Here is a 22259-nt window from a genome sequence, read left to right on the forward strand (position 1 = left end):
AAAAATAACGACACCTCCAGCAGAATGCGATTCCGCCTACAGTGCCGTTATTTTTATGAAGTTAACCGCCTTAATCCGCTCACTATTCTAGGACAGCTGCACAAAACAAAGCACAGAATATAAAATCTCTTCCCGCGGGATTGCGATCCCGCATCCAGAGCTCTTATATTCTGTGCTTTAAGCGTTTTGTTCCGCTCACTTTATCTTTATAACCGTTCTCACACCACTTGGGACCGGGATTTGCCAATCAATATTGGCGGCAGCCTCCTCCAACGAGATAGTTTTGACATCGGCCTTGATTTTTCCAGTACCCAGCAATTGCCACACTGCTTGATAAACCGCTCGCTGGTTTTGCATAACTTTTGGGGTCTGCATACCGATAATTTGCAAGCCCGATGTCCGCAATGCTGCTGAAGGCAAACTAATTTCTTGCTCAGCAATGGCGCCGATTGAAACCAGTGAAGTTGCCCGTTTCATATCTAAACTCTTAGGGACAATGGCCTTCAAAATGAGTTCGATTGGATGGCCCCATAAATAATCTAGAATAATCAAGTCACCTTGAATGTGCATATTATTCAAGTTCTTTGAAATGGTTTTATCATCGTTGGCCAATGAAATTGTTTGAGTAGCACCGAGGTCTTTTAACATGGCTAAACGTTCAGGATTGCGTCCAGTGCCAATGATTTCTGCGGCGCCAAGAGATTTTGCTGCCTGAATAGCCAGTTGGCCCGCAAAACCGGTTGCTCCATTGATTAAAACAGTATTACCTGGTTTCATTTCCAAACTAAATTGGAGAGGAGCGACACTTGTTAGAAGCGATGACGCAGCAGCCGTACTTGCATAAATATCAGTATCTTCAGGAATTTCTAAGAGTAAGTTAGAGTTGGCAACTGTCTGTTCCGCAAAAGAACCAAATTGAGGTTTTAAAGTCCGAGCTGGAAAAGCCACCAGTTTGCCATTATCTATTCGTCGGCCGATGCCACTTGCGCCAGGAATGCTTGGAAACGCGGGATGCCAGTAACTGCTCGAATAATGGCGACCAGAGGCATTAGCCTTATCGAAATTTTCAATTGGGGCAGCTAATACATTAATTAACGTATCAAATTGGCTGTCAGGGATGGGATTAGGTGCGTTTAAATCGAGTGTTGGTGCAGTTTTGAAATTTTTAATTGTTAAAGCTTTCATAGTTAATCATCCTTCTGTTTTTATATTACCGGTAATTCATTTTTAATATAAAACATATTTAGCTTGCTGTCAACTATTAATTACTGGTAATATATAAAAGGAGGTCATTTCATGAATGAAAAACAATATCAGACAATTAGTGAATTACTAAACAATCTTAATTCAAGAGAAAATCATAACCAGCATGAAGCCTGGATTGCCAAGCATGCTTCTTTGACCGGCGATCCTAAAAAAAGTCACCTTACCCATAATGATTTGGATATTTTGGATGTGCTGGTGCACGGAGAAAAGACGGTTAGTGAGGTTGTTAAAGCAATTCAAATCACTCAGGGTGGGACGTCACGTCGAATCAATCACTTGGAGAAACTGGGATTTTTAGAGAGGTTTCATCAACCTACCAATAAAAAAACTGTGTATCTAAAACTCACTTCTGATGGAAAAAAGTTAGGTCAGGCCCACATTGCGCTGCATAAGCATTTGCATGATGATACAGTGAATGCCTTATCAGATTTTTCTGACCAAGAGCTGACAGTGGTGACTCGTTTTTTAACTGAATTAGCAGACGTCCGAAAGAATTTTGGGGATCGTTATTAGTCAGGTGATTAACAATTTTTAAGCGTTTAAGGGGAGCAACCAATCTGAATCAATTAATTGGTGCATGGTTTTATTGATAGGTAACCATAATTTTGCCTTGATAATATCTTTGAGAGATTGCCAGAATAAGGGGTCATCGTTTTGCGTTTTGGTTGGATAAACGAAGAGGCATTCTCCAGAGATTGTTTTTACTTCAATTTTTGATTGGTAAATACCCAAGATCTGAACTTCTAAGACCGACAAGCTTTTATTATTTAATAACATAATCATCGCTCCTTTTTGAATTAATATACTAAGTATGGGGCCGCTAGATTAAATCGAATTTAAAAATCCGTGATCATTCTGTGGTGTTTGAAGTAAGAAATAATTAAGGGCTTAACAAAAAGATAAGTATCTTTAAACGAAAAATAAATGCAACTAAAAAATAGGCTTAAACTGTGATAAAACGCAGTTTAAGCCTATTACTTTTTGATTAGGCGCGGCTAATGATACTAAGCTTTTGTTTGTCGATCACGTGACCTTTAGCAGCATGATAAAATTCATTCAGCCAAAAGCCATCCTTCAAATCTAATGTCGTATCTAATGCATAAATACTCAATGTGTAATCGTGATTTTTGTCTGGTGGGGTCGGGCCGACATAATGTCGCGTAGTCAGTGGATCTGTTTCACCAACTAAAGGACCCGCTGTACTATTATTGCCTTGAACCAGATTGCCAGAGTTTTGCCGACTAGCGTTTTCCGGGATGGTCACCGTGGTGTTGGCAGGAATATTAGCGCCAATCCAATGAATCCATGGAAACCCGCTAACTGGAACGGCATCAAAATCTAACAAGGTGAATGCAATTGTTTTGGCATTTTCAGGCACATTTTGAATCTCAATCGGAAACGAAACTGCTGGGTTTCCGTTATACATATCGCTTGAATCCGCATGTTTTCCGTATTTATCGAGTAATAATCCGTTAGATGTCGGAACTGAAATCTTCATTAATAAAACCTCCTCATACTATTCGTTATCCTCACTCTACAACAAAGTAAGGGTTATTTAAATCAAGACACTCAATCTTTAACTACGTCTTAAAAGCCGTTTCCAAATTTTACGATCGGAGTAATCAAGGACGTGTTTTGCATACAAATTGGTGGTAAACCAGGTCGTCAGCGCAATGGCTACAGCAAGGACAATCAAACTGATTATTGCATCAAACGTGGTTGCATTACCAACGGCGTACCGAACTGGCATGATGCTTTGAGAAAAGAATGGCACATATGAGCCAATTTTGATCAAGACTGTGTTTGAATTCATGGCCATAAATGATGCGGCATAAGAAATTAAACCAATCATGGTCAATGGAGAAACGGCCTGACTGACTTGATCTGCGCGCGAGACAAGTGCCCCAAGGCCAGCGGCTAAAATTGTGTACAGCATAATTCCTAAAATGAAGAATAGACTTAAAATAACAATGATCGTCGGTTGAATTTGGCCTAAATCGAGTTTATCAAGAAAACTGACGTTAGTGCTAAGATATTTGAAACCAAATACTCCGCAAATAGCAGTGACGATAACTTGGAGGAGGATTAAGGCAAACATGCCAGCAATTTTTCCGAAGAATTGCACTTGAGGTGCCACACTGCTGACCAAGATTTCCATAATGCGTGAACCCTTTTCGGTGGCCACTTCTTGGGCAATGAGGCTGGCATAGCTAACCATAAAGACGTAGATCAGGATCGTCACCACCATTGCAATGACCGTGTTAATATCTTGCTGATTATTTTTCTGGGCCTGTGCCTTACCGTTTGTATATGAAACGGATTTGGTAGTGAAGGTGGCTGGGGCGAATAATTGTGCAAGTTGTTTCGTTGATAAGCCGAGCTGAGCAGCAGTTTGCTGCATTTTTAAAGTGTTTAAAGCATTTTTTAAATTAGTTGTATCCAAAGTATTGCCGTTAATGCGCGATTTATAGACAGCAGAAATTGTTTTATTTTGGATTGTCACGGTCAGATAGCCATCAAGTTTTTCGTGAGCGAGCGCATGTTCTGCGGACTTGGCAGTGGTGAGAGAACGGCTAACTGTATAATCGCCATTACTTTTACTGTTAACCCAAGCTGTCCGAAACTCAGCATTATTGGCGATGATAGCTATTTTTGGCGTTTCACTTGTGTGCGTTTTAATGACTGCAAGGCCAGCAAGAAAGGCTAACAGAATGACTGGCATGAGCAGGAGAGCGATGTAGGTGGGACTTTTGATATTTTTGTGGATAACTTGTTTACAGACGACCCAAAATTTATTCATGCGACACACCTGCTTTCATACGGAAAATTTCATCTAATGTGGGTGGTTGTTGAGAAAATTCTTTTATGTAGCCGTTCGTTGTGGCGGCCGCAAAAACTTCTTTGCCGACGTCAGCATTAGCTAAAGTAATTTCAAATCCAGTTTGATGTTTTTTAACCTCTAGCACACCCTCGATGGAGAGCAGCTCACTTTTGGTGAGAGGGGATTGAAGAAAAATGCGGGTATCGCCAAAACTTTCCCGAATAGCGTTGGTAGCACCATTTAAAACTGTTTTTCCTTGGCGCAACATCAGCAACTTATCGCTAATTTTTTCAACATTGCCCATATCATGAGAGGAATAAATAATGGTAGCTCCCTGGTTCTTAAGCCGTTCAATTCCATCTTCTAAAAGACTAGCATTAACCGGATCAAGGCCGCTGAAAGGTTCATCTAAGATCACTAGCTTTGGATCGTGAATAAGTGTCGCAATCAATTGTACCTTTTGCTGATTGCCTTTGGACAAATCCTTAATTTTATCGGTCCGCTTCCCTTTGACTGCAAACCGCTGCATCCAATCATCCAGTTTTTGTTTGGTAACAGCCGGTTTTTGTCCACGAAGTTCAGCAAAGTAAACAACCTGTTCTTCGACACTCATTTTGAGGTATAAACCGCGTTCTTCCGGTAAAAAACCAACGATATCTTGATCTTTGCGTGTAAAAGGTTGTCCATTCCAGAGTACGGAACCAGAATCGGGCTTTAACAACCCCAAGATCATGCGAAATGTAGTGGTTTTTCCGGCCCCGTTTTGACCGATCAGACCGAGAATTTCTCCATCATTAATGGTGAAATTCTCGTTTTCAACGGCCTGCATTTGACCAAAGCTCTTGTTTAAATTTTGTACTTCTAGCATTACTGCGCCTCCTTGTCGTTATTGTATCCGTTTGCACTTTATTATACAGGAGTCATGAAAGAATTAGAATGAGGAGAAAGGACACATTAAAAGCAAGCTTAAATTCAAGGTGTGTTTTATGAAGAAAATATATAAAAAAGTATGAAAGCAGCAAAGAGAGCGGTATCATATAACTATCATAGAGGTAACGGAGGATGAATTATGAAAAATAAGGACTATAGTATCGGATTAGATATTGGAACGAGTTCAATTGGCTTTGCGGTGGTCGATGAAAATAACCATGTCATGCGCGTAAAAGGTAAAAATGCGATTGGGGTGCGTCTATTTGATGAGGGAAAGCCGGCTGCCGATCGACGTGCTTTTCGAACTACACGGCGTCGCCTGAGTCGCCGTCGCTGGCGCTTAAAGTTATTACGTGAAATCTTTGATTCGTACATAACTCCCGTGGATGAAGCATTCTTTATTCGGTTAAAAGAATCTAATTTATCTCCTAAAGATAGTAAAAAACAATATTCAGGGGATATCTTATTTAATGATCGTTCGGATAAGGATTTTTATACAAAATACCCAACAATCTATCATTTGCGTAATGCATTGATGACCGAACATCAAAGATTTGACATTCGTGAAATTTATTTGGCAATTCACCATATTGTCAAGTTTCGAGGCCACTTTTTAAATGCCACGCCTGCTAATAATTTTCAAGTGGGTAAGCTTGATTTGGACCAAAAATTCGAAGATTTAAATGATATATACCAACGTGTTTTCCCTGACGATTCAATTGAATTTCGAATAGATAATTTAGAGCAAATTAAAGCAGTTTTGTTGGACAGCAAACGAAGCCGATCTGATCGACAACGATCCTTAGTTGACGATGTTTATCAAACGTCTGAAGACAAAGAAGTTGAGAAGCAAAATAAGGCTGTTGCAACTGAAGTATTAAAAGCCATTCTTGGAAATAAGGCAAAGCTAAATATAATTGCTAATGTAGAAGTGGACAAAGAAGCTGCAAAAGAATGGACGATCACGTTTGATTCTGAAAGCATAGATGATGATTTAGCTAAGATTGATGGACAAATGACGGATGACGGGCGCGCAATTGTTGAGATTCTGCGTAGTTTATACTCTGGAATCACATTATCTGCAATTGTTCCTGAAAATCATACATTATCACAAGCAATGGTTGCAAAATATGACCTGCATAAGAAACATTTGACACTGCTAAAAAAATTAATTAATAGTATGACAGATACCAAGAAAGCCAAGAATCTTCGTGCAGCATACGATGGGTATGTTGATGGTGTGAAAGGTAAAGTTTTAACCCAGGATGAGTTTTATAAACAAATTCAATCTAATTTGGATGAGTCTGTGGAAGCTAGTGAAATTCAAACTTATATTGATCAAGATATTTTTATGCCAAAGCAACGAACCAAGGCAAATGGCTCGATCCCGCATCAGTTACAACAACAAGAGTTAGATCAGATTATCGAAAATCAAAAAGAGTATTATCCTTGGTTAGCAGAATTGAATCCTAATCCTGATAAGAAACGGCAACAGCTTGCCAAATATAAACTAGATGAGTTAGTTACATTTAGAGTGCCATATTATGTTGGTCCCATGATTACTGCAGAGGCTCAAAAGAAACAATCAGGTGCTGAATTTGCCTGGATGATTCGTAAAGAGAGTGGCAATATTACGCCATGGAACTTTGATCAAAAAGTCGACCGTATGGCAACGGCCAATCAATTTATTAAACGGATGACTACGACGGATACTTATTTGTTGGGTGAAGATGTATTGCCATCACAAAGTTTGTTATATCAAAGATTTGAAGTCTTGAATGAATTGAACAAAATTCGAATTGATCGCAAACCAATTTCTGTTGAATTGAAACAACAAATTTTCAATGATTTGTTTAAAAAGTTTAAGAACGTGACAATCAAGCATCTTCAAGATTACCTTGTTGCACAAGGACAGTATTCTAAACGACCGCTTATTGAAGGCTTAGCAGACGAAAAACGATTCAATAGCGGGTTAAGTACCTATAACGATTTCTGTGGCATTTTTGGTGCGAAATTAGTTGATGAAAATGATCGACAAGCAGACTTAGAAAAAATTATTGAATGGTCAACAATTTTTGAAGATAAGAAAATTTACCGTGCTAAATTAAATGATCTGGCCTGGTTGACAGACGAGCAAAAAGATAAATTAGCAACTAAGCGTTATCAAGGATGGGGCAGACTATCAAGCAAGCTATTAATAGGCTTACAAAATTCTGAGCATCGCAACATTATGGATCTTCTCTGGATTGGTAATGAAAACTTCATGCAAATTCAGGCTGATTCAGATTTTGCTAAGTTAATTAAGGATGCTAATCAAAACGCACTCCAAAATAATGATTCACAGGATGTCATTAATGATCTTTACACATCTCCACAGAATAAAAAGGCTATTCGCCAAATCTTGTTAGTCGTTCATGATATTCAGAACGCTATGCATGGCCAGGCACCTACTAAGATTCATGTGGAATTTGCGAAAGGAGAAGAGCGCAATCCACGTAGATCTGTACAGCGTCAAAGACAAGTTGAAGCGGCTTATGAGAAAGCGTCAAATGAGTTAGTAGGCGCTAATGTTAGAGAAGAACTGAAAGATGCGATTACTAATAAACGTGATTTCAAAGATCGTTTATTCCTTTACTTCATGCAGGGCGGAGTAGATATGTATAGTGGAGAACCAATCAACATTGATAATCTTTCACGCTACGACATTGATCATATTCTTCCTCAAGCTTTTGTTAAGGATGATTCGTTAAATAATCGTGTTTTGACGGATGCAGAAAAGAATCGACGTAAGTCAGATGCTGTTCCTAATGAGCTTTTTGGTGCGAAGATGCGTGTAACTTGGGAAAGAATGAAGGAACAAGGATTAATATCAAAAGGCAAATATCGAAATTTGACTATGAATCCCGAAAATATTAACAAGTATACCGAAAATGGCTTTATTAATCGTCAATTGGTGGAGACACGTCAGGTTATAAAATTAGCCGTGAATATTTTGGCTGATGAGTATAAAGAAAATACGCAAATCATTTCTGTCAAGGCCGATTTGTCTCATCAAATGCGTGAAGATTTTGAATTGTTAAAGAATCGTGATGTAAATGATTATCATCATGCTTTTGATGCCTATTTGGCAGCGTTTATGGGGAATTATCTTCTGAAACGTTATCCAAAATTGAGGTCATACTTTGTTTACGGTGATTTTAAGAAGTTTACACAAAAGGAAATAAAGCTAAGACGCTTTAACTTTATCTATGACTTGAAACATGAAGACCAAGTAATCGATAAAGAAACTGGAGAAATATTATGGAATAAAAACGAAGATATTGCATATATTCGTCATTTATTTGCGTATAAAAAGATTCTTATTTTTCATGAGGTTAGTGAACGTCGCGGGGCTTTATATAATCAGACAGTTTATAAAGCTAGTGACGATAAAGCCAGCGGACAAGGAAGCAAGAAATTAATCCCTATAAAATCTGATAAACCTACTGAAATATATGGTGGGTACACGGGGAGAACGTTAGCTTATATGACTATAGTGAAAGTTACAAAAGGTAAAAAAATTAGTTATAAAGTTGTGGGGGTTCCGACCGCTGTTTTGGCCAAGATGGCTGGCGTAAGGCAAGGCTCACAAGAAGAACAAGACAAATTGTATGGTGTTTTGAAGCCACAATTTACGCATCAAAAGGAAAATAAGAAAACCGGTGAAATTACTGAGACAGTGGATAAATTTGATATTATTGTGCCAAAAGTTAAGTATCAACAGCTGGTTAATGATAATGGACAATTATTTATGATTGGAAGTGATACACTTCCCTATAACGCTGAACAACTTGTCTTATCAAAAGAATCAGTACAAACTATCAATAATCCAGGTATCAAAGATGAAGGTAGTGATGAAGAATCAGAAAATAAAAAATTGGATAATGTATACGATGAGATTGTTTTATGTATGAATAAATATTTTCCGTTATATGACAATAGAGGGTTCAGAAATAGTATAACAAATGGGAAAAACAAGTTTTTAAAATTGCCAATCAAAAACATTTATAAAAATGGCAAATTAATAAATGTTGGGAAAAGAGAAGTTATTAATAGAATCTTACAGGGACTACATGCCAATGCTTCAGTTACAGATTTGTCAAATTTGGGAATTAAATCTCCATTTGGATTTCTACAAAAAGGAGCTGGTCTTTCTCTTAGTGGAGAGGCCCAGCTTATCCATCAGTCGGCAACCGGATTATTTGAACATCGGGTTCAACTAAACAAAATTAAGTAAGCATACAAAAAGCTATTGGTGGTTTGATAACCGTCAATAGCTTTTCTTGAATAAAATATGTATGGGCCGATAGCGGCCTCAAAAGATAAAACTCAGCCGAAGCTTTGTTTGATTTTAACTCAGAGCGTCAAATCAATATAGTTAAAATATTGAGTGTGTCGAACTCAACAAAAGAATAATATCATATTAGCGTTTACAAAACAAGGGAGAGAATTTTATGGGATGGCGAACAGTGGTTGTGACTCAACATGCTAAGATTTCTTATTCCGGTCATTGTGTGGTTGTTCAAACACAAGACGGGACTAATCAAATTCCAGTTAGTGATATTCAAATATTGTTAATCAGCACGACAAGAGCGGTAATAACAAGTGCCGTAATTAGTGAACTAGCTAAACATCAAAGCAAAGTGATTTTTACGGATAACAGCGGTGAACCTGTAACAGAAACTATGGATTATTATCCAAATAATCGCGATCCACAATTACTACAGATACAGTTTAATTGGGATAAGGAACGAAAAATATCGTTATGGACAAAAATAGTTATACAGAAAATAACTAATCAGATATATGTAGCTGAATCTTTAAAAATTGAGACCCAAGATTTAAAAGATGAACTTGCTAAGTTGGAAGTGGATGACGTTACAAATCGTGAGGCAGTAGTGGCGCGCAAGTATTTTTCGCTGTTGTTTGAATCCGAGTCTTCGCGTCGAGATTTTAGTCCCGTAAATGCGGCTTTAAATTATGGTTATGCCATTATTCTGTCTGCTGTTAATCGTGAAATAGTAACTAATGGTTATTTAACGCAATTGGGAATTCATCACCATAGTCAAGAAAATAATTTTAATTTGGGATCAGATTTAATGGAACCCTTTCGACCAATTATTGATTGGTGGGTAAAACAAAAGCAATTTAATGAATTTACCCCTGATATTAAATTTGGTTTAGTAGGATTATTGGATATTGAAATGAAATACAACGGCGAGAATACAATATTAAGAAATGCGATCTCAAAGCATGTAACTAATTGTTTAAAGTATTTGAGTGGTGAGACAGACAATATCAAGATTGAGGTGGAAATAAGTGAGGTATCGAATAATGCGATTAATGGTCATGTTTGATTTACCGGTTGAAACGAGTAAAGATCGTCGCAATTATCGGAAATTTAGAAAGGCATTGTTGAACGAAGGATTTTTGATGATTCAGTATTCAATTTACGTCCGCGTTTGTGTAGACAAGAAAAGCGCCAACTTAATGGAAAAGCGGATTGCCACTTTTTCACCACCTGATGGGCTGATTCAGACCTTAATGGTAACTGAAAAACAATACAATAGCATGAATTTTATTACTGGTGAATTTAAAAAAGATGTTCGAAATTCCGCAGAAAGGACAATTATTATATGAACCTAACGTATTATCCATTTAAACCGATTATTATCAATACAACCAAGCCAACCCTACTGGAGACGTGTAATCAGAAAGTATACACTGACTTAGTTTCGGGCCTAAAAGGGTATACTGATTCCATAAAAATAAGTGATGATGAATTTAAGTTAGTTGAAAATGAGAAGGCTGTGAAATGGATAGGGGATGCATTTGTTGAAGCTGACTTAAATAAAATGTTTCAAAGCCAGTTGCAAAAACAGATAGCCACAAAATTAGATGATGAGACCCGAATGAAATTGACTGAGATTAATAACCAATTGAAATCACTGATCTTTGATGCAACGTTTTCCTTGGATCTTCCGTTAAAAGTGGATAGTGAATTTGATCCAGCTAAGTTAGTTAAATACTGTGATGTTGGCTTTGTAAGTGCTTTAAATAGGGATCCATATGGTATAATAGAAACTGTATTAAAAACTGCTTCAGAATTAAAAGAGTCTAAAATATTAGTCTTAACTGGTGTACGAAATTATCTCAGTGTCAGCCAATTTAATGAATTGGTGAGGTTAATTAGTACCCTTGATTTGAACACTTTGTTTATTGAATTCTCAGAAATAGATAATCATGAAGAATTTGATGAATGCCGCTATTACTACGTTGATCAGGATTTTGTTGATTGGCGTTACTAATACTTATGAGAGTAGCATTGCAAAAAAACGGTTTTAGAAGAGTGTCGAATCAATATAGTTAAGATCCTTAACTCGATAGTTAGTCAGGCTGTTAGTGTTTTAGAAGAGTGTCGAATCAATATAGTTAAGATCGCCTAATCCATCATGAATCAGCAAATAACTGTTTTAGAAGAGTGTCGAATCAATATAGTTAAGATCAAACGGATTGGTACCCTGACTGTTGATGGTGTTTTAGAAGAGTGTCGAATCAATATAGTTAAGATCCTAGGATCCTTCTTGTTCGGTCGTGTGGTAGTTTTAGAAGAGTGTCGAATCAATATAGTTAAGATCTATAGAAAATGCATAAACGTTCTTAGCGTTGTTTTAGAAGAGTGTCGAATCAATATAGTTAAGATCTTGGGTATTAGATTTCCAAGCGACATCAGCGTTTTAGAAGAGTGTCGAATCAATATAGTTAAGATCCAAATTGCCAAACGTGACCATCAAAATACAGTTTTAGAAGAGTGTCGAATCAATATAGTTAAGATCACAGCCATATAGTCTTGCATATCTTCAACCGTTTTAGAAGAGTGTCGAATCAATATAGTTAAGATCGAAGTCTTGTGCTGAATCACCAATGTAACGGTTTTAGAAGAGTGTCGAATCAATATAGTTAAGATCGCGGTGAAATCAGCATCAGCACACGAGTACGTTTTAGAAGAGTGTCGAATCAATATAGTTAAGATCGGAATTGGATTAATATCGTCCAAGATAACTGTTTTAGAAGAGTGTCGAATCAATATAGTTAAGATCTCCTTTAGCCATATATTCACCCTCCAGCTAGTTTTAGAAGAGTGTCGAATCAATATAGTTAAGATCGAACACTGATTTGGTTAACCTTCCAGCAGGGTTTTAGAAGAGTGTCGAATCAATATAGTTAAGATCGCTAATTTGAATGGAAAAGCCGTATCCACAGTTTTAGAAGAGTGTCGAATCAATATAGTTAAGATCGAGAATATGAACGCATCCACCGCAATAAAAGTTTTAGAAGAGTGTCGAATCAATATAGTTAAGATCAGGATTGTACCCGCCTTCCCCACTTGCCCCGTTTTAGAAGAGTGTCGAATCAATATAGTTAAGATCAGAACGTTGGACCAGTTGGGAAGAGCAAATGTTTTAGAAGAGTGTCGAATCAATATAGTTAAGATCTTCACATATAACGATATTACCGGCACGACAGTTTTAGAAGAGTGTCGAATCAATATAGTTAAGATCTAGTGAGAGCAGCATTGAACCTGCTAAGCAGTTTTAGAAGAGTGTCGAATCAATATAGTTAAGATCGATAAGGAAGACTTTAAGACGTTTAAGTCTGTTTTAGAAGAGTGTCGAATCAATATAGTTAAGATCATGTCGTCCTCGTTTATAAACAACTTCTTTGTTTTAGAAGAGTGTCGAATCAATATAGTTAAGATCATGTCGTCCTCGTTTATAAACAACTTCTTTGTTTTAGAAGAGTGTCGAATCAATATAGTTAAGATCATTGTTTTTGAGAATATAAATCGTTTCCTAGTTTTAGAAGAGTGTCGAATCAATATAGTTAAGATCGCTTTAGTAGTACTTGTAGTCGTAACAGGTGTTTTAGAAGAGTGTCGAATCAATATAGTTAAGATCAAGGGTTCCCTGTCTTACTTCCTAGTAATAGTTTTAGAAGAGTGTCGAATCAATATAGTTAAGATCATTGATTGAAGCAATAGCATTGCTTACTTCGTTTTAGAAGAGTGTCGAATCAATATAGTTAAGATCGAGAATACAATGTACAATGCCCAAATGAACGTTTTAGAAGAGTGTCGAATCAATATAGTTAAGATCTAAGTTTATTCCTGATGGTGTCGTTGTCTAGTTTTAGAAGAGTGTCGAATCAATATAGTTAATGAGCGGACCACATGGGAAATGGATAGCATTTGAATTGAACTGCACTAAAGTATAAAAAATAATCAAGGAGCCTAAAACATGGAAGTCACAGTAAAAGAATTTTCCCAGCTATCCAACCTAGAATTGTTTCAAATCTACAAACTCCGTACCCAAGTTTTTGTAGTCGAACAATTATGTGCGTATCAAGAAGTTGACGACGCAGACTTGATTGCGCAACATTTACAAGTTTTAAATGAAGATCAGCAATTAGTGAGCTATTTACGAATAATTCCGGAAACGGACAAAACTATTGTTCATATTGGTCGTGTAGTTGTTGATCCGCGTTTCCGTAAACACGGATACGGTCGGCAATTAATTGTGAGTGGCCTACAAACTATTCAAAGAGATATGCCGCAGGTGACGACTGTGAAAATTCAGGCGCAGGCTTATCTGCAAACGTTCTATCAATCATTTGGTTTTAAGCCGGTGAGTGAGGTTTATCTAGACACGGGGATACCACATTTAGATATGGTTCTTGATTTGTAATTTAATAATATACAGTTATCACAAAGCATCTGAGCTCGAGCTGAGGTGCTTTTTTGCTGGGAAAATAGTAGAGGTTTACGTTAAAATTGCCAATTTTGTCCGCAGCCACGCAGGCATAATTTGTAAAAATGTAGGGATCTCCAAAATGAAAGCAACGCCTGTAAGCGATTGATAAATAAATAGGATTAAAGTGTATGACTTTATTAAACGGTTTCTCGAGTAAAATAAGTGCATTTCTATGTAGAAACGTGATACTTACAAGCTTTGTTCTTTATTTGCCAAAATAAATGGTATTTTGTCTTTTATCATTCAATCATTTCAGTAGAATCTTAACAATAGAATAAATAGTCATTGTAATAGTTCGGATTATGAGGTACACTATGTTTGTCAAATACAAACAAAGGGGAGACAGGTTAATGCGAGTTTTTAAGCGGTTGGGTACGATTGTAGGGACGTTATCATTGATTTTTTTATTAGGAGCATGTGGGAATAGTTCAAAGAATGCAGCAAGCAAATCCTATACGCCTAAAAAGTTGACGGTTCAGTTTGTACCGTCATCTAATGCAAGCACAATGGAAGCTAAAGCTAAACCATTGGAGAAATTGTTAAAGAAACAACTTGGTATTCCGGTTAAAGTTTCAGTTTCAACTGATTACAATACAATTGTCGAAGCGATGGGATCCAAGAAAGTTGATGTGGGTTTCTTACCACCCGATGCTTACGTATTGGCACACAAAGAATATAACGCAAAGGTTTTACTCCAAGCCGAACGTTACAGCTACACAGAACCGGACGACAAAGTCACCAATAAACTCGTGAAATACTACAAAGCACAAATTCTTGTTAAAAAAGGCAGTGGCATCAAATCAATTAAAGATTTGAAAGGTAAGAAGATTGCTGTTCAAGATACAACTTCTTCGGCCGGCTGGATTTATCCTGCTGTTGAACTCTATAAACATGGGATTAATGTAGAAAAAGATGGGATTAAAACTGTTGTGGTCAAGGGCCATGATCAAGGTGTTATGGCCGTTTACAATGGTACCGCAGATGCAGCCTTTGTCTTCCAAGGTGCACGAACATTAGTCCAAAATGATGCAAAAGATGTCATGAGCAAAGTTGTGCCAATTTACACAACTAAGGGAATTCCAAACGATACAATTACCACCCGTGGTGATATGAGCAAAAAATGGCAAAAGAAGATTTCAAAAGCCTTCAAGACCATTGCCAAGACCAAAAAAGGTCACGAAATTATTTCGTCCGTATATTCTCATGAAGGTTATGTAACAGCTAAAGATAGCGATTATAATGCGATCCGTACTTATGACAAAACGGCTAAAAAGTTAGATAAATAGTACGTTTAATCATGAATAAATGTTTAGGAAGAGGGGGACGCTGAGGGCGTACTCCCTTTTCTTGCAATCGGTTATGAAAGGAATCAGTGCTATGACAGAAAAACCAGTGATTGAATTTAAACAGGTTTCTAAAAAGTATCCAAACGGGACCGTTGGATTGAAGAATATTAATTTGAAGATACCCCAAGGCGAATTCCTAGTGATTGTGGGTCTTTCCGGTGCTGGAAAGAGTACTCTGATGCGAACAATTAATCGAATGCATGATATTTCCTCCGGTGACATCTTAATTGATGGAGAATCAATTGTGAATCTCAAAGGCAAAGGATTACGTCAATTACGGAGAAAAATTGGCATGATTTTTCAAAATTTTAACCTAGTGAATCGTTCAAGCGTGCAGCGCAACGTGCTTTCTGGGCGTGTAGGCTACTATTCTACCTGGAGAAGTATGCTGGGTCTGTTTTCAAAAGCTGACAAACAAAAAGCGGTGGAAGCCTTGCAGCGGGTCGGTTTAGGTGAAAAGCTTTATACAAGAGCAGATCAGCTTTCTGGTGGGCAACAACAACGAGTAGCAATCGCACGGGCCTTCATGCAGGATCCTAAAATTGTGTTGGCCGATGAGCCAATTGCATCGCTAGACCCTTTAACGACCGATTCTGTAATGAATGATTTGAAGCGGCTCAACGAAGAATTTCACATTACCGTGATTGTGAACCTGCATTCTGTTCCCCTTGCGCGAAAGTATGCGGATCGAATTATTGGTTTACGAGGCGGTGAGCTTATATACGATGAACCAATTGAAAAAGTTACTGAGGCTGATCTGGATGCAATTTATGAGCCAGCAGTAGAAACAAAAACGGTAAAATCGGCTGAAGGAACTCCTTCAGAGGTGATTTCATGAATGTTGTCCCAACGCGAACTTTCGCCCAGAAACATCATTTAAAAACGGTTGCCTGGCTCACGTTGTTTGTGCTGTTAATTATTTGGACCGCCCAAGAAACAGGCGTTGATTTTGTGATGTTTTTCGCTAATTTTGGCCAGTTTATGGTAATCCTGGAAAAGATGGCGGCACCCGCTTGGTCATACACAAACATTGTGATTCAACCAATTTTGGAAACTATTCAAATGGCCTTAATTGGGACAACGATTGGAACACTGATCGCTATTCCGTTTTCCGTTTTAGCGGCCCGAAATATCGTTAAAAATAAGTTTCTTCGGGGAATTATCAGATTTATTCTAAATCTTGTGCGGACATTACCGGACTTAATGTTAGCGGCCTTGTTTGTGGCAATTGTTGGGATTGGCCCGGTTGCTGGTATTTTTACATTATCGGTATTTTCATTTGGAATGATTTCCAAACTTTTTTATGAAGCTATTGAAACGATTGACGATGGCCCGTTGGAAGCATTACAAGCCGCCGGAGCTAACAAAACTCAGATGGTTATCTTCGCGGTTATCCCTCAAGTTTTTAACTATTTCGTGAGTTACTTTCTTTACACGTTTGAAATTAATGTGCGGGCTTCTACAGTGCTAGGGTATCTTGGTGCCGGCGGGATTGGTGAATTCTTGCAGCGCTCATTAAATCAGTTCGCGTATGATGAAACGGCCGTAATCATTTTAGCAATTTTGGTTGTGGTCCTCATTATTGATGGCATCAGTAATACATTGAGGGAGCGATTACTATGAAGAATTTGACGGCGATAAATAAGGCAACAGTTCATCGGAATCGCTATAAACTTATTTTTGTCCTAATTTTGGTGGCCATCCTTTATATTTGGAGTTTTGCTGGTATTTCGTTTAGTGGTATTCAAGATTCTGCTGGCGAAGTTACGAAATCGATTATTGGAGGCATTTTTCACCCGGACTGGGCATATACGTATGATGGTAGTGGTGAAGATTTAGTTAGTTTAATGCTCCAGACAATCGCGATGGCTTTTTTAGGAACTTTTATCTCTGCCATCTTAAGTGTGCCATTTGCTTTTTGGGCTGCTCGGACAGGTAGTTCTAAATTTCATGTGCGTTCAACGACTGGAAAATTAGTTTTGACTTTGATTCGGACATTTCCCGAAATTGTGCTCGCAATTATGTTCATAAAAGCTGTTGGGCCGGGTTCTTTTGCAGGAGTTTTGGCGGTAAGCATTCACTCGATTGGGATGTTAGGCAAGCTGTTTAGTGAATCTATTGAGAACATGGATTTTGGGCCAAGTGAAGCGTTAATGAGTAGTGGCGGAAATCGGCTTCAAACGTTGACATTTGCGACGCTGCCAACGGTGTTACCAGAATTTTTGTCATATACATTATATCGGTTTGAAATTGCTGTCCGTTCCGCTTCCATTTTAGGAATGGTCGGTGCTGGCGGAATTGGGACGCCGTTGTTATTTGCCATCCAAACTAGACATTGGTCGCGGGTTGGCATTATCCTTGTCGGGATCATTGTCACAGTTACCCTTATTGATTATATTTCAGGTTCTATTCGGAAACGGTTGGTGTAAGGCAATGAAAATAAAAATTCTGTCAACTAGTGATGTTCACGGTTATCTTTACCCGACTAATTACAGTGATCGCAAGGATCACCAAGATTATGGTTTGTTAAAGTGTGCAACCAAAATCAAACAAATTAAAGCGCAGGCCGACCCTGATGAGTGGGTTATTACGATTGAAAATGGTGATTTTATTCAGGGATCACCGTTAACTTACTATACGGCGAAGAAAAATGAAAAATGGCGGTCGATTTATATGCAGATGACCAACGCGATTGGTTATGATGCGGGAGTTTTAGGAAATCATGAGTTCAATTATGGGATGGCTTATTTAAAGCAATGCGAGGCCAAACGTTCATATCCCATTTTGGGCGCCAATTTGCATGAACAAGATGGAATCGTTGATGCACCTTACAAAATTATAGAACGCAACGGCCTTAAAGTTGGTATCATCGGGTTAACGACCCAATTCATTCCGCATTGGGAATTAGCTGAGCATATTAAAAACTGGCAATTTGAATCAGCAGTCAAGGCTGCAAAAAAATGGATTCCAATCATGCGTAAACAGGCGGATGTTGTAATTGCGGCCTATCACGGCGGCTTTGAGTGTGACTTAGCAACAGGTGAGCCAAATGAACAACTTACTGGTGAAAATGAAGGCTACCAACTATTAAAGGAGGTTTCCGGAATTGATGCTTTAGTAACAGGCCATCAGCACCGAGAAATTGCGACCATCTGTCAGGGTGTCCCAACGACCCAACCTGGAGAAAAAGGAAAATTTGTGGGTGAGATTGAGTTACAGTTGGATGCGCATCATAAAATTCAGAAGCGGCAGACCGAGTTACTTTCTGTGGCAGATGTAAAGCCAGATTCAGAACTTGTTGAGTTAACGACTAAGCTGCAAAACGAGGTTGAGGATTGGTTAGATCAACCAATGGGCCAAGTTGAAGGCAAAATGCGAGTTACAGATCCGATGGCGGCTCGCTTAAATGGCCATCCTTATCTTAGCTTTATAAACCAAGTTCAGATGGCGGCTACTGGGGCGGACCTTTCTGCGACAGCGCTGTTTAATAATGATGTTGGTGGTTATAATCCAACGGTAACGATGCGTAATATTGTGAACAGTTATGTTTATCCAAATACACTGGCGGTTTTAAAAATTACGGGTGCAGATCTCAAAGCAGCTTTAGAACGGTGCGGGAGCTTTTTTACTCGTGATGAAAAAGGCAATGTATCAGTGTCGGCCATTTTTCGCGAGCCAAAAATTCAGTACTACAATTATGATGTGTACAGTGGAATTAATTATGCGTTTGATTTAGATAAACTAGTGGGAGAACGCTTAATTGCGCTAAGTTATCATGGAAAATTAGTTGCGGACGATCAAAATTTAGAAATTGTCTTGAATCAGTATCGCGCTATCGGTGGTGGTAGTTATCCAATGTTTGGTGCCGGAAAAATCGTGCGAGAAGTTCAGATCGATATGACGGAGCTGATTAGTGACTATTTTGTCAAACATCCTGTGGTAACGGCAATTAAAGAAGAAAATATCCGGATTAAATAAAGTTGGAATGAAAACGATGGTGATCCATCGCTGATTCCAGCTTTTTTTTGTGTGCTTTTTTATCGCACAAGTGTAAAATTATTTAGTAAACGGGGGACTTAATTATGAATGGAAAATTAGTCAATTATGTCATCAATACGTTAATTGAAGAGAATTTATCAATTACGGCCGCAGAAAGCCTAACTGGAGGATTATTTCAATCAGAAATCACCACCGTTCCCGGAAGTTCAGCAGTTTTTGAAGGTGGATTTGTAACCTATTCTGATGAAGTTAAAACGCAGTTACTAAACGTGCCTCAGGAGCTGATTCAGCGTTATGGCGTGGTTAGCTATGAAGTTGCGGTGGCCATGGCCCAAGGAGCGCAAAAAAATATGCAAACAGATTTCGCAATTTCATTTACCGGAGCAGCGGGCCCTACTGGTTTGGAAGGCGAAGATGCTGGAACAGCATGGATTGGCGTAACTTATCACGGCCAAACTGAAGCGTACAAGCTGCGAAAACCAGAGCTAGAACGCAATGCATTTCGCGAGGCATGCTGCCAATTCGCCTTTCAACAGATTAGTGATCTACTGGATTAGAATGGGATCATTTTTTAAGTTTAATTAACGTCTCAAAGAATAGTTTTTGTCTGAATGCGGTTCATGATAAACTAAACAGGTTGATTAAATGGACGAGTTTAAAAAAAGATTCAAGCATGAGATGAGAAGGGAGCCATTTTTTTGAGAAGACATGTTTATCCTGCCTATCAGCAATTATATTTTGGCGCTTTTTTGGCGGCTATTGCGGGCGGTTTGGATGCTTACACATATTTGGAACATGGTGGAGTTTTTGCGGGGTTGCAAACCGGAAACTTGATCTTGCTTGGTGTTAGTCTGAGCAAAGGCCAATTTGCGAAGGTTGGTTACTATCTGATTGCGATTATTGCGTTTGGACTAGGAACTATTTTTATTCGCCACATGCAGCACTTCTTTAAACAAAACTATTTAAAACGGGCGTATTTTGTATTGATTTATGAATTCGTTTTGATGGTATTGGTAGCAATGATTAGCCAAAACGCGCCTGATGTGATTACCGTGATGTTGTTGGCAATCACTGCTGCAGCGCAATTGCAGGAGTTTCGAAAGTTACAGGATGGTCCATTTACTTCTTTGATGATGACTGGCAACATTCGGACCGCTTCTGAAAATTTATATACCGGTTTTGTGCATCATGATGTCACAGCTCAGCAAAAAGCTGCGGACACGGGTATTGTGATTGGCAGCTTTGCGGCTGGCGCTTTCCTGTCAGGAATCTTTGTTCCTTGGTTAGGAGATGCGGCAATTTTGGTTCCCGCCGTTTTAGTTTTAGGAGCGGTGTTCTATTTGGCACAACATTCTAAATCTGCACCAAAACGAACGGATGAAGCAGACGAGTTTAAAGAAACCGAACAACCAGCGCCAACTCGGACTAGTATGCACCCTCAAACGCCTGAGGATGATCCGGAGAAAAATTCTGAACCGGAGACACGCAGTCGGCGCCGTCGATATAAATCTTAATTAGTAAAAAGCCAAGCAAGCTAGAAATTTTCCAGCAGCTTGGCTTTTTTAGTTTGTTTTAATTAGTGCTAGCCACGTAGGAATCAATTTCGTTTTGGTAACTAGCTTTTTGTTTTTCACTAATCCAAGCTGTGTCAAATGAGTTTTTTGCTAGTTTGACAACTTGGGCTTGCGTTAGATTTGCGGTCTGGGCGATGGCCCAATAATTATCATTGATAAAGCCGCCAAAATAAGCGGGGTCGTCTGAATTAATGCTAATTTTTACGTTGTAATCAAGTAAAGTTTTAACCTCATGATTTTTCATATCTTGGCTTAAAAATTTATTTGAGTTTGGACAAGAGGTTAACCCAATCTTATGTGCACAAGCAAACTTGATTAAATCTGGATTTTCAACGATGTTGGTACCATGATCTAAACGCTCAACACCAATGACTTCTAAAGCTTGTTTGATATGGTCAATGGAATCGATTTGATCCACATCAGCGTGCATTGTAATGTGATAACCTGAGGAAACGGCCTTTTCGAATGGCGTTGAAAATTTTAGAGGCGGATTGTTGTGCTCATCCGAATCGAGCCCAATCCCTAATATTTTTTCATGATACGGTTCAGCAGCTAGCAATGTTTTCCGCGCAGATTCTTTGGAAAAATCACGCAGAAAACACATGACCAGTTGCGCGTCCACGCCAATTTCTTTAGCATCTTTGGCGGCCTTCGATAAACCATTGATGACTGTTTCAAAACTGATGCCACGGCTTGTATGGGCCTGGGGATCAAAAAACATTTCGACGTGGCGAACGTTGTTTTGGCGGGCCTTTTTTAGATAGGTAAATGCCAAATCATAAAAGTCGTCTTCCGTTTGAAGCACGGCCATTGCCGAATAGTAAACTGCGAGAAATGAGGCTAACGTGTCGTATTGATACGTTGCTTTCAAGTTCTCAAGGGAAGTTGTTCCAATGTCAATGTGGTTCTTTTGAGCTAATTTGAGTCTTAGCTCAGGTTCCAGCGTTCCTTCCAAGTGAACGTGCAATTCTGCTTTTGGTAAATTATCAATGAACTCCCGTGAAACTGTGGTTGCCATTTTTAAATCCTCCTAAAATTTGAACGCTGCTAAGTGACATTGAATTGTTAAGAGCATACCACAAGTTTTAGGGAATGTTGCAGATAAAATTGTTAAGATTTTTCGCTTGGTAATTTTAGGTTCTGTTGTTTTGGTGAGATTAGTGGTGGTTCTGCTTGCTTTTAGGACAGTTCCTCAACACAAGCCTGAATAAATAGGAATGCCTACAGGAGGAATCCTCCTGTTTACAGCACTCCTATTTATTCAGGCTTTAACGTTTTGATCCACTCACTATTTTAGGACAGCTCCTCAAAGCAAACCTTAAAATCTAAGTGCGCCTCTGGCAGGATTGCGATCCTACCGCCGTCACCCTTAGATTTTAAGGTTTAATCGCTTTGATCCGCTCACTGCTTTAGGACAGCTCCTCAAAACAAGCCCCCAAAAATAAGTGAACCTCCCAACGGGATGCGATCCCGC

The 22259-nt window shown here is 38.6% G+C and carries 19 protein-coding genes and 1 CRISPR repeat array; of the genes, 13 read left to right on the forward strand and 6 right to left on the reverse strand.

From position 1 onward, the window contains the following. Positions 1–195 precede the first annotated feature (195 nt). Positions 196–1185, reverse strand: coding sequence for a quinone oxidoreductase family protein (locus tag ACLHK8_RS07795; RefSeq protein WP_057773970.1), 990 nt, complete (start codon positions 1183–1185; stop codon positions 196–198). 111 nt (positions 1186–1296) lie between these two features. On the opposite strand from ACLHK8_RS07795, the gene ACLHK8_RS07800 reads away from it, so the two are divergent. Continuing rightward, positions 1297–1779 carry a MarR family winged helix-turn-helix transcriptional regulator gene (locus tag ACLHK8_RS07800; RefSeq protein WP_057773971.1) on the forward strand — a complete coding sequence of 161 codons (483 nt, stop codon included), beginning with the start codon at positions 1297–1299 and terminating at the stop codon, positions 1777–1779. An 18-nt stretch (positions 1780–1797) separates the two neighbouring features. Here ACLHK8_RS07800 and ACLHK8_RS07805 read toward each other — a convergent pair whose 3' ends face one another. The 4 genes from ACLHK8_RS07805 to ACLHK8_RS07820 form a co-directional block, all read right to left on the reverse strand. Further along, positions 1798–2043, reverse strand: coding sequence for a hypothetical protein (locus tag ACLHK8_RS07805; protein WP_057773973.1), 246 nt, complete (start codon positions 2041–2043; stop codon positions 1798–1800). A gap of 208 nt (positions 2044–2251) precedes the next feature. Further along, on the reverse strand, positions 2252–2764 hold the full coding sequence (locus tag ACLHK8_RS07810) for a YbhB/YbcL family Raf kinase inhibitor-like protein (protein ID WP_057773975.1): 513 nt from the start codon (positions 2762–2764) through the stop codon (positions 2252–2254). A gap of 78 nt (positions 2765–2842) precedes the next feature. Then, positions 2843–4066 carry an ABC transporter permease gene (locus ACLHK8_RS07815; protein ID WP_434520281.1) on the reverse strand — a complete coding sequence of 408 codons (1224 nt, stop codon included), beginning with the start codon at positions 4064–4066 and terminating at the stop codon, positions 2843–2845. Further along, positions 4059–4955 (reverse strand): ABC transporter ATP-binding protein, encoded by an 897-nt coding sequence (locus ACLHK8_RS07820; protein WP_323714787.1) that lies wholly within the window; start codon positions 4953–4955, stop codon positions 4059–4061. The genes ACLHK8_RS07815 and ACLHK8_RS07820 overlap by 8 nt, the downstream gene beginning before the upstream one ends. Before the next feature lie 201 nt (positions 4956–5156). On the opposite strand from ACLHK8_RS07820, the gene cas9 reads away from it, so the two are divergent. The 12 genes from cas9 (at position 5157) to ACLHK8_RS07880 (ending at position 20725) form a co-directional block, all read left to right on the forward strand. Further along, positions 5157–9293 (forward strand): type II CRISPR RNA-guided endonuclease Cas9, encoded by a 4137-nt coding sequence (gene cas9 / locus ACLHK8_RS07825; RefSeq protein ID WP_434520282.1) that lies wholly within the window; start codon positions 5157–5159, stop codon positions 9291–9293. Between the two features lie 217 nt (positions 9294–9510). After that, positions 9511–10413 carry a type II CRISPR-associated endonuclease Cas1 gene (gene cas1, locus ACLHK8_RS07830; protein ID WP_057773985.1) on the forward strand — a complete coding sequence of 301 codons (903 nt, stop codon included), beginning with the start codon at positions 9511–9513 and terminating at the stop codon, positions 10411–10413. Continuing rightward, positions 10391–10696 carry a CRISPR-associated endonuclease Cas2 gene (gene cas2, locus ACLHK8_RS07835; RefSeq protein WP_057773987.1) on the forward strand — a complete coding sequence of 102 codons (306 nt, stop codon included), beginning with the start codon at positions 10391–10393 and terminating at the stop codon, positions 10694–10696. The genes cas1 and cas2 overlap by 23 nt, the downstream gene beginning before the upstream one ends. After that, positions 10693–11364: a type II-A CRISPR-associated protein Csn2 gene (gene csn2, locus ACLHK8_RS07840; RefSeq protein WP_063698572.1), complete on the forward strand. Its 672-nt coding sequence runs from the start codon at positions 10693–10695 to the stop codon at positions 11362–11364. Before cas2 ends, csn2 begins: the two co-directional genes overlap by 4 nt. Positions 11365–11394: 30 nt before the next feature. Then, a CRISPR array of direct repeats spans positions 11395–13278; the repeat unit is 36 nt; unit sequence GTTTTAGAAGAGTGTCGAATCAATATAGTTAAGATC. 75 nt (positions 13279–13353) lie between these two features. After that, positions 13354–13800 (forward strand): GNAT family N-acetyltransferase, encoded by a 447-nt coding sequence (locus ACLHK8_RS07845; protein WP_057772622.1) that lies wholly within the window; start codon positions 13354–13356, stop codon positions 13798–13800. A 416-nt stretch (positions 13801–14216) separates the two neighbouring features. After that, the gene (locus tag ACLHK8_RS07850; protein ID WP_057772623.1) at positions 14217–15152 is read left to right on the forward strand and encodes a phosphate/phosphite/phosphonate ABC transporter substrate-binding protein; all 936 of its coding nucleotides are present in this window, start codon (positions 14217–14219) and stop codon (positions 15150–15152) included. A gap of 91 nt (positions 15153–15243) precedes the next feature. Continuing rightward, positions 15244–16050, forward strand: a complete 807-nt coding sequence (gene phnC, locus ACLHK8_RS07855) for a phosphonate ABC transporter ATP-binding protein (RefSeq protein WP_057772739.1) — start codon at positions 15244–15246, stop codon at positions 16048–16050. Beyond that, a complete protein-coding gene (gene phnE, locus ACLHK8_RS07860) occupies positions 16047–16835 on the forward strand; it encodes a phosphonate ABC transporter, permease protein PhnE (protein WP_057772625.1) in 789 nt (262 codons plus the stop codon). The genes phnC and phnE (ACLHK8_RS07860) overlap by 4 nt, the downstream gene beginning before the upstream one ends. After that, entirely contained in the window at positions 16832–17641 is an 810-nt protein-coding gene (gene phnE, locus ACLHK8_RS07865) for a phosphonate ABC transporter, permease protein PhnE (protein WP_057772627.1), read from the forward strand. Before phnE (ACLHK8_RS07860) ends, phnE (ACLHK8_RS07865) begins: the two co-directional genes overlap by 4 nt. Before the next feature lie 4 nt (positions 17642–17645). Then, positions 17646–19190: a bifunctional metallophosphatase/5'-nucleotidase gene (locus tag ACLHK8_RS07870; RefSeq protein ID WP_057772629.1), complete on the forward strand. Its 1545-nt coding sequence runs from the start codon at positions 17646–17648 to the stop codon at positions 19188–19190. A gap of 104 nt (positions 19191–19294) precedes the next feature. Continuing rightward, positions 19295–19768, forward strand: a complete 474-nt coding sequence (locus ACLHK8_RS07875) for a CinA family protein (RefSeq protein ID WP_057772631.1) — start codon at positions 19295–19297, stop codon at positions 19766–19768. A 141-nt stretch (positions 19769–19909) separates the two neighbouring features. After that, positions 19910–20725 (forward strand): YoaK family protein, encoded by an 816-nt coding sequence (locus ACLHK8_RS07880; RefSeq protein WP_082623236.1) that lies wholly within the window; start codon positions 19910–19912, stop codon positions 20723–20725. Positions 20726–20783: 58 nt separating this feature from the next. Here the strand turns inward: ACLHK8_RS07880 and add are convergent, their stop codons facing one another. Continuing rightward, positions 20784–21803, reverse strand: coding sequence for an adenosine deaminase (add, locus tag ACLHK8_RS07885; RefSeq protein WP_063698566.1), 1020 nt, complete (start codon positions 21801–21803; stop codon positions 20784–20786). Positions 21804–22259: the final 456 nt, after the last annotated feature.

Origin of the sequence: Pediococcus sp. M21F004 (assembly GCF_051122535.1) — a bacterium.
Lineage (GTDB): Bacteria > Bacillota > Bacilli > Lactobacillales > Lactobacillaceae > Pediococcus > Pediococcus inopinatus.

Excerpts from the sequence above, each read along its gene's own strand:
- ACLHK8_RS07795 (WP_057773970.1), bottom strand. The coding sequence starts at position 1,185 with ATGAAAGCTTTAACAATTAAAAATTTCAAAACTGCACCAACACTCGAT.
- ACLHK8_RS07800 (WP_057773971.1), top strand. The coding sequence starts at position 1,297 with ATGAATGAAAAACAATATCAGACAATTAGTGAATTACTAAACAATCTT.
- ACLHK8_RS07805 (WP_057773973.1), bottom strand. The coding sequence starts at position 2,043 with ATGTTATTAAATAATAAAAGCTTGTCGGTCTTAGAAGTTCAGATCTTG.
- ACLHK8_RS07810 (WP_057773975.1), bottom strand. The coding sequence starts at position 2,764 with ATGAAGATTTCAGTTCCGACATCTAACGGATTATTACTCGATAAATAC.
- ACLHK8_RS07815 (WP_434520281.1), bottom strand. The coding sequence starts at position 4,066 with ATGAATAAATTTTGGGTCGTCTGTAAACAAGTTATCCACAAAAATATC.
- ACLHK8_RS07820 (WP_323714787.1), bottom strand. The coding sequence starts at position 4,955 with ATGCTAGAAGTACAAAATTTAAACAAGAGCTTTGGTCAAATGCAGGCC.
- cas9 (WP_434520282.1), top strand. The coding sequence starts at position 5,157 with ATGAAAAATAAGGACTATAGTATCGGATTAGATATTGGAACGAGTTCA.
- cas1 (WP_057773985.1), top strand. The coding sequence starts at position 9,511 with ATGGGATGGCGAACAGTGGTTGTGACTCAACATGCTAAGATTTCTTAT.
- cas2 (WP_057773987.1), top strand. The coding sequence starts at position 10,391 with ATGCGATTAATGGTCATGTTTGATTTACCGGTTGAAACGAGTAAAGAT.
- csn2 (WP_063698572.1), top strand. The coding sequence starts at position 10,693 with ATGAACCTAACGTATTATCCATTTAAACCGATTATTATCAATACAACC.
- ACLHK8_RS07845 (WP_057772622.1), top strand. The coding sequence starts at position 13,354 with ATGGAAGTCACAGTAAAAGAATTTTCCCAGCTATCCAACCTAGAATTG.
- ACLHK8_RS07850 (WP_057772623.1), top strand. The coding sequence starts at position 14,217 with ATGCGAGTTTTTAAGCGGTTGGGTACGATTGTAGGGACGTTATCATTG.
- phnC (WP_057772739.1), top strand. The coding sequence starts at position 15,244 with ATGACAGAAAAACCAGTGATTGAATTTAAACAGGTTTCTAAAAAGTAT.
- phnE (WP_057772625.1), top strand. The coding sequence starts at position 16,047 with ATGAATGTTGTCCCAACGCGAACTTTCGCCCAGAAACATCATTTAAAA.
- phnE (WP_057772627.1), top strand. The coding sequence starts at position 16,832 with ATGAAGAATTTGACGGCGATAAATAAGGCAACAGTTCATCGGAATCGC.
- ACLHK8_RS07870 (WP_057772629.1), top strand. The coding sequence starts at position 17,646 with ATGAAAATAAAAATTCTGTCAACTAGTGATGTTCACGGTTATCTTTAC.
- ACLHK8_RS07875 (WP_057772631.1), top strand. The coding sequence starts at position 19,295 with ATGAATGGAAAATTAGTCAATTATGTCATCAATACGTTAATTGAAGAG.
- add (WP_063698566.1), bottom strand. The coding sequence starts at position 21,803 with ATGGCAACCACAGTTTCACGGGAGTTCATTGATAATTTACCAAAAGCA.